General features: G+C 41.9%; 7 protein-coding genes and 1 pseudogene. 6 read left to right on the top strand and 2 right to left on the bottom strand.

Annotated elements, in window-relative coordinates; translation table 11 throughout:
* Positions 1 to 51: 51 nt before the first annotated feature.
* A pseudogene (locus H6G79_RS37480) lies at positions 52 to 174 on the top strand (hypothetical protein); the annotation flags it as partial.
* A 3-nt stretch (positions 175 to 177) separates the two neighbouring features.
* Positions 178 to 306 carry a hypothetical protein gene (locus H6G79_RS37475; protein ID WP_277877356.1) on the top strand — a complete coding sequence of 43 codons (129 nt, stop codon included), beginning with the start codon at positions 178 to 180 and terminating at the stop codon, positions 304 to 306.
* Between the two features lie 45 nt (positions 307 to 351).
* Here the strand turns inward: H6G79_RS37475 and H6G79_RS27575 are convergent, their stop codons facing one another.
* Both H6G79_RS27575 and H6G79_RS27570 read right to left on the bottom strand, forming a co-directional pair.
* A complete protein-coding gene (locus H6G79_RS27575) occupies positions 352 to 549 on the bottom strand; it encodes a hypothetical protein (RefSeq protein ID WP_190593284.1) in 198 nt (65 codons plus the stop codon).
* A 48-nt stretch (positions 550 to 597) separates the two neighbouring features.
* Positions 598 to 1,227 carry a TetR/AcrR family transcriptional regulator gene (locus tag H6G79_RS27570; protein WP_190593283.1) on the bottom strand — a complete coding sequence of 210 codons (630 nt, stop codon included), beginning with the start codon at positions 1,225 to 1,227 and terminating at the stop codon, positions 598 to 600.
* 91 nt (positions 1,228 to 1,318) lie between these two features.
* Between H6G79_RS27570 and H6G79_RS27565 the strand changes: the two genes are divergently transcribed.
* From H6G79_RS27565 to H6G79_RS27550, 4 genes are all read left to right on the top strand, one after another.
* Positions 1,319 to 2,695 (top strand): HlyD family secretion protein, encoded by a 1,377-nt coding sequence (locus tag H6G79_RS27565; protein ID WP_190593282.1) that lies wholly within the window; start codon positions 1,319 to 1,321, stop codon positions 2,693 to 2,695.
* Positions 2,696 to 2,766: 71 nt separating this feature from the next.
* Positions 2,767 to 4,875: an ATP-binding cassette domain-containing protein gene (locus H6G79_RS27560; protein WP_190593281.1), complete on the top strand. Its 2,109-nt coding sequence runs from the start codon at positions 2,767 to 2,769 to the stop codon at positions 4,873 to 4,875.
* A gap of 270 nt (positions 4,876 to 5,145) precedes the next feature.
* Entirely contained in the window at positions 5,146 to 6,252 is a 1,107-nt protein-coding gene (locus H6G79_RS27555) for an ABC transporter permease (RefSeq protein WP_190593234.1), read from the top strand.
* A gap of 259 nt (positions 6,253 to 6,511) precedes the next feature.
* Positions 6,512 to 7,633 (top strand): ABC transporter permease, encoded by a 1,122-nt coding sequence (locus H6G79_RS27550; RefSeq protein ID WP_190593233.1) that lies wholly within the window; start codon positions 6,512 to 6,514, stop codon positions 7,631 to 7,633.
* Positions 7,634 to 7,667 lie beyond the last annotated feature (34 nt).

The raw sequence follows: 7,667 nt of genomic DNA, 5'->3' as shown, positions 1-7,667 counted from the left end.
GGTCAAAAATTTTGAAAGAACTTTGGAGAATGCGACGACTAAAATTCATCTCTGTTTTGTCAGACTTATGCTCAAACGGTTAGCTACTTCATAGATCCCAAATGGGTTCTATACGATCTGGCTTTTAGTCCCGACGGTAAAACCATTGCTTCTGCTAGTTGGGATAAAACCGTAATTTTGTGGGATTGGAATCTAGATTCTTTGATGGTTAGTGCTTGCGATTTGGCGCGAGATTATCTCCAGAATAACTCGACGGTAGAAGAAAGCGATCGCCATCTGTGCGACGGTATCAGCACACCACAATAAAAAATGTATGAAATTTAACCTTAATTTCGTGAATTAGCATAACTCCTATTCTTGTTCATATTTCTCGATTAAAGTTATTAGTAATTCATAAATCTCAGCTTCTTCTGGAATAAGATTAGAACGCCGTGTTAATTCTTCGACAATAGCTAAAATTCGTTCTTTTTCCGCCTCAGTTTTAATTAACTTTGGCTGATATTTAATTAATAATTCTTTATATTTATCTTGATTAAAAATTAGGGGCATTTTTCCATTCCTTTTGATGATATTCAGAATGTTTACTTATCACCCAACTCAGGTAATTTTAGACTGACTCATTACCAAAGTCATCAAACTATCTAACAGGCGATCGCGTGACAAAGACATAAGCTCTTTTCCATACATAATTTCTTGTAGAATTACATAGGAAACTAGCGAACCCATAAAAATATGAGCGATCGCTTCTGGGTCAGTAATATTTAATTCTGGATGGGATGCAAAATACTGACTCAACAAAAATCGACCACGTTGCACAACTGTTTGATTATAAAGTTTGGCGAGTTCAGGAAAGTTTTGTGATTCCGTAATCACTAAGCGCAACAGCGCCACATAATCAGGATTATCGGCAACTTTGGTTAAGTAAGTTTCGCCAACTTGACGTAATAAACTGGCTGGTTCACCTTGTAATTCTGTGTGAGCAAAAATACTTTGAAAACACCTGAGTGTTAACCTTTCCATTAACGCTGTAAACAGCCCTTCTTTATCTTGAAAGTGACTGTAAATTGTTTGTTTAGAAACTCCAGCTTCTGTACTCACCCTATCCATACTAGTTTTTGCGTAACCTTCGCGCAAAAACACTCGAATTGCACCTTGCAAAATTTGTTCTTGTTTTTGCGTAATTGCAGGTAACTCAATTTTCAGTGGGGATGTAGAGGTATGAGGCATGAAAAGTAAATTTTTTTGCTGATCTCTTGCTATATCATACTGGACAGTCTAGTATGATGACCAAAATATTTCGCCCATCCAGGATGCTACTATGACTCAGACTGCCCCAATTCCTCCGGAAAGTCTTACAAATGTCCCAGTATCCAAACCGCAGCATCGTCAAAAACCAATACCTTTAATTATTGGAGGTGTGTTGGTAATTGCTGGTATCGGCTACACAGTCTGGCACAGTCAACCCCAAGGCGCAACAAATGTGCTGAAAGTTAGCGGTCGCATTGAGGGTTATGAAACCGAAATTGGGGTGAAGCGTTCCGGCAGAATTGAGTCAATTGCTATGCGAGAAGGTACGGCTGTCAAAAAGGGGCAAGAATTAATCACAATGGATGACAGCGATGACCAACTTCTACAAAACCAATTGCGTGGTGCGGAAGCAAGGATAGCATCGGCTGAATCAGATGAACAACAAGCAATTTCTGATGTTGAACGAGTAGAAAGAGAAATTCAAGAAATTACCAGCCAAATTAACGAAGCCAAATTGAACGTACGCCAATCTCAAGGCGATACCCAAGGCAGAATAGAACAAGCACAATCGAACGTTGCCGCAGCCAAAGCGATATTAGTCCAGGCAGAAGCCCAAGTTAAACAAGCAACAGCAGAAGTAAATTTAGCACGAGTCAACCGCGATCGCTATGCCAAATTAGTCAAAGAAGGCGCGATTAATCAACAACAATTCGACCAAGCCCAAACCACCCTGGACACAGCCATAGCCACCTTAGAAGCTAGACAAGCGGCAGTGAACGCCGCAAATCAGCAATTAAGTGCAGTCGAAGGGGCGCTAACCCAAGCCAAAACCACAGGCTTTAACCCCGATATTCGCAACGCCCAGTTAACCGCCTTAGTCCGCAAGCAACAGCAAAGTTACGCCCAACTGAAATCTGCACAAGCTAAAGTTAAATCTGCACAAGCTAAAGTCAAAGATGCCCAAGCCGCCAAACAACAAATCCTCACCCAAATTGCCGACTCTAAAAAAGATTTAAACGTCCTCAGCCCCATAGATGGCGTAGTCACAGCCCGGAGTGCCGAACCAGGGGCAGTAGTGAACAGCCAAACAAAGATATTGACCATTGTTGACCCCAAAACATTGTATTTTCGCGGTTTTATTCCCGAAGGCGACATTGGCAAAGTACGCTTAGGACAAACCACAAAAATTATCCTAGATTCTGCACCAGACAAACCCTTGCAAGGTAAAGTCATTGCCATCGATCCCCAAGCTTCCTTTACACCAGAAAATATTTACTTCCAAAAAGATAGAGTCAGACAAGTCGTCGGTATTCGCGTTGAAGTCACAAACCCCGATGGTTGCTTTAACCCCGAAAATCCCTATGCCCAATCAGATTTGCCCTGCGCCAAAATTGGGATGCCGGCTGATGGGGAGATTCAGTTGAAGGGAGTGGGGAGTAGGGAGTAGGGAGTGGGAAAGATACTTGTTTGCCAACTTTTGATAACTCTCTGCGCCTCCGCGTCTCTGCCTGAAAAATTATGACACAGCAACTCACCATCATACCGCCCTCATCCAGCCCCACCACAACCGCCATCAAAGTACAAGCATTACACAAACACTATGGCAACTTAGCAGCAGTTCGAGGGATAAATTTCAGCATCCAAAAAGGCGAAATGTTTGGACTCATCGGCCCTGATGGCGCAGGAAAAACCACCACCTTTCACATTTTGGGCGGCGTGATGGAAGCAACCGCCGGGGAAGTGCAGATATTTGGACAACCTGCGCGAGATGCACGGTTAATCACGGGTTATCTTACTCAACAGTTTTCGCTGTATTTAGACTTGAGTATTGATGAAAATCTACGTTATGCGGCAGGTTTACGGCAAGTAAGGGATGATTTGCTGTGGGAACGCCGCCAAAAATATTTAAAATTAATGAGTTTGGATAGATTTGGCGATCGCTTGGCGGGACAATTGTCTGGAGGAATGAAACAAAAGCTGGCATTGTGTTGTGCTTTAGTTTCTCAACCAGAAGTTTTGTTATTAGATGAACCTACCACGGGCGTTGATCCTGTTTCCCGGCGAGAATTTTGGGATGTGTTAGCGGAACTTTCCGCCGAGGGGATGACAATTGTTGTAGCGACACCTTACCTCGACGAAGCCGAACGCTGTCACCGTGTGGCTTTGATGTACAGTGGGCAAATTCATGAAATTGGCACACCCGCAGATTTACGCGCTAACTTGGGCTTGCATCGCTTAGAAGTGCGAACCGCCAATTTAACAGCCACCGAAGAGATACTTTCCCAGACTGTACAAAACAATATTATAGATGTGCAGATTTTTGGCGATCGCTTAGATGTCCTCGTCCCAAATTTAGATGCGGGAGAAACAGAAGTCCGCCAACTCTTGCAAGAACATGATTTACCCACACCCAGCATCGAACATGGCGAACCCACATTAGAAAACGTCTTTGTCACGCGCCTGCGTCAACAAGGTTCTGTACCGCAGTTTTTTCCCTTTCCTCGTTCGCGGAAAAGGGGAGTTGGGAGTGGGGAGTGGGGAGTTGGGGGACAAGGGGGACACGGAGGACAAGGAGGACAAGGGGGACACGGGAGACAAGGAAGCAATCTTTCTACCTTGTCTACCCCCTCTACCTTGTCTCCCCACTCTCAGCACTCAGCACTTAACACTCACACTTCGACTTCGCTCAGTGTACAGCACTCAGAAATAGCGATATATGCTCATAAACTGAGTCGGGTTTTTGGTAAATTCCGCGCTGTTAAAGATGTGAATGTTGAGGTGCGTTACGGGGAAATATTTGGGTTATTAGGTGCTAACGGTGCGGGAAAAACCACCACCATAAAAATGTTGTGCGGACTGTTAGAAGCCAGTGGTGGAGAAATTTCTCTGGGAGGTGAGACGGGAAATCTGCGGAGTGCAGACTTACGGCGACGCATTGGGTACATGAGTCAAAAATTCACCCTCTACGATGACTTAACCATTCTGCAAAACCTGGAATTTTATAGTGGAGTTTACGGCGTACCGCGCAAACTGCGGCGAGAAAAAATTGATTGGGTAATTGCTACCTGTGGCTTAGAAGGACAAGAAAATCTCGTCACCGGACAATTACCAGGAGGTTGGAAACAGCGTGTAGCTTTCGGTGCTTCGGTGATGCACGAACCAGATATTTTATTTTTAGATGAACCCACATCGGGCGTAGATCCCTTGGCGCGTCGTCAGTTTTGGAAGCTAATTAATGATTTCGCCCGTAACGGTACAGCCATTTTAGTCACAACTCACTATTTAGAAGAAGCCGAACAGTGTAACCGGATGAGTTTTATGGTTGCAGGTGAAACCGTCGCCGAAGGTTCACCCAGTTCAATTAAAGCCTCCCAACCAGGCAAATTAATCGAAATTATGGTGAATCAAAATCAAGCAGCTTCCAAGTTACTTAAACAATACTTCGACTCTTGGAGAATCTCGATTTTTGCTAATAGTTTACACGTTGTTTTAGATAACCCTGAACAAGAAATCAACAAAATAACTCAACTATTAAAAGCCAATCAAATTCAAATTCATTCTCTCCGCCCCGTACCCTTCTCTTTAGAAGATGCGTTTATTGGGATAGTAGAGCGTTCTCAAATATAAATACTAAGGGAGTGGGGAGTTGGGAGTGGGGAGTAGGAGAAAGATATAGCATTCCTAAATATAGCAGTTCTTACTTGCTTGTAATACAGTTGGAACCCCACCCCGCATTTGCTGACGCAAACGCTCCCCTCCCCGCAAGCGGGGAGGGGTTGGGGGTGGGGTTGAAATGTACCTCATCCAACCGAGAAACGCTATAAATTACAAACATCTTTCCCTTGTCCTCCTTGTCCTCCTTGTCTCTCTTATTCATATACCAAATAGGATTGCTAGATGAAAAGAATCATCGCCCAATGTATTAAAGAAATCGCCCAATTTCGCCGCGATCGCCTGACCTTAGCCTTAGCCTTTATCTTACCATTCATCACCTTAATTATTTTCGGTTTTGCCATCAGATTAGAAAGTAAAGATATCCCTTTAATTGTCCAAGATTTTAACCGGACAAACCTCAGCAGTAGCTACATAGAAAGATTATATGCTACCAATCAATTTATTCTCAAACAATGGTCTGGTGGCAATCCTATACGTGATGCCATAGATAAAGGAATTGCCAAAGCGGCTGTAATTATTCCACCTGATTTTAGCCGTGATATTCAAGCAGGTAAACACACAACAGTACAAGTTTTAATTGATGCTACAGATGTGAATAATGCGCGGGTAATTAGAAATAGTATTCAAAGAGTCACCAACTTTTTTATGCAGCATCATGGATTATTACCACCAACTAATAGTATTACAGCCAGAATGCGTTTGTGGTTTAACCCTGGCAGATTAGAATCACTGTATATAGTGCCGGGAGTGTATGGCGTTGTGTTGTGGATTTTTCCTTCCTTGTTAGCTGCGATCGCAATGGTAAGAGAAAAAGAAAAAGGTACAATTATCCAAGTCTATGCTTCTAGTATCAGCGCCACCGAACTTTTACTCGGTAAAGGATTAGCCTACTTATTAATTGCCATCACTGAAACATTAATAGTAATGATTTTAGGCTCAATTATTTTTCAAGTTGGGCTTGTTAGCAACCCCATGACTTTAATAATTGGAACGCTGCTATTTCTGATAGATAGCGTCTTCTTTGGCTTACTTATAGGAGTACGTAGCAGTAATCAAAATGCTGCCGTTCAAGGTGTTTCCCTCGTTGGATTTATCACATCATTATTATTATCAGGTTTTATTTATCCCCTCAATAATATTCCTTTCCCTCTTTCATTAGCGCCTAACGTAGTTCCAGCGCGTTACTACATAGATATTACCCGTGATGCTTTTGTACGTGGTACAGGCTTTGCTGGAGTTTGGTTTGATTTAGTTATGTTGACAATCTTGGGTTTATTCTTCTTTAACGTATCACGCCGAGTTTTAAGCCGAATGCAATTACCGAATTAACCTCTATTCGTTGTGTCTTTGGATGAGAAGAGTAAGAACTCCTATCTCACAACTAAATTTGAAACATATTTTATCTGGAATTTCTTAATCTTAAAAAATATGGCAGTCTTAAATCATTTGTGAAATTTCTATATCTCTTTCTTCTTTCTTACCTTTGCGCCCTTGGCGTTCTTAGCGGTTCGTTTCCTTATCTATATTTTTACGAATCATTTAGGAGTACTACTTTTTCTCTTTACATACTTTGCGGTTATTTAAAATCATGAAACTTATTCAAAAATTATTAAACAGCCCATTTTGGGCATTAGTCAAAAAAGAAATTAGCCAAATTTTACGCAACAAACAATTAATAGTTTTACTAATTGTCCCACCTACAATCCAACTACTACTATATGGATTTATCTTAAATCCTGATGTGCATAACTTACGGTTAGGTGTTATCGACTATGCTAACGTCAGCGCCAGCCGTGAGTTAGTGTCAGCCATGACATACAATCAGATTTTTACCCTGGAATCTGTACCAAGCAGCGAAAAAGATTTGAGTCGCCAAGTAGAAGAAGGTAAATTAGATGTCGGAGTGATAATTCCCCCCGATTTTGCGCGTCAACTCGCCCAAAAATCAGCAGAAATTCAGGTATTTATTGATGCCGTAAATGCCAATACCGCCGGGATTGCGGGAAATTATATGAATCAAATTATTCAACAATATAATTTGCATTTAACCGAGGCGCAAGTTATTCCCCCAATTTCACCGGAAGTTGTCTTTCTCTACAACCCTGGGTTAACTAGTAGCTGGTTTTTTGTACCGGGAGTTATGGGTTTAGTTCTGACATTAATTGGCACATTAGTTTCCGCAATCACAGTTGTGCGGGAGAAAGATACCGGCACATTAGAACAATTATTAATGACTCCGGCGGCGAACTGGCAAATTTTATTATCAAAAATTGTGCCTTTAGCTGTGTTGTTACTCGGCGATGTTCTACTCGCTTTGACATTAGCCACAGTAGTATTTCATGTCCCATTCCGAGGAAATTTTATCCTGTTTTTTGGGTTATCGAGTATGTATGTATTCGTGGGGATTAGTTTAGGAATTATGTTGGCGACTGTTTGTCGTTCGCAACAGCAAGTAGTTCTCACATCTTTCTTTATCAATTTACCAATGGTACAGACTTCTGGTGCGATCGCACCAATTGAAGCCATGCCACCTTTCTTTCAAGTTGTGTCTTTACTCAATCCCCTACGCCATTACATCGCCATTGTCCGAGGAATTTTACTCAAAGGAGTCGGGTTAGATGTATTGTGGATGAATGTTTTAGCACTAGTAGCCTTTGCAGTAGTTTTATTAACTATTAGTATTTACAAGTTCCGCAGTCAACTAAGCTAAATATAGCCATCCTAAATAATCCATCTCCCTTGTC

This window comes from Anabaena sp. FACHB-83, assembly GCF_014697485.1.
Classification (GTDB): domain Bacteria; phylum Cyanobacteriota; class Cyanobacteriia; order Cyanobacteriales; family Nostocaceae; genus Nostoc_B.
This window is presented reverse-complemented; position numbering and strand designations above follow the sequence as displayed.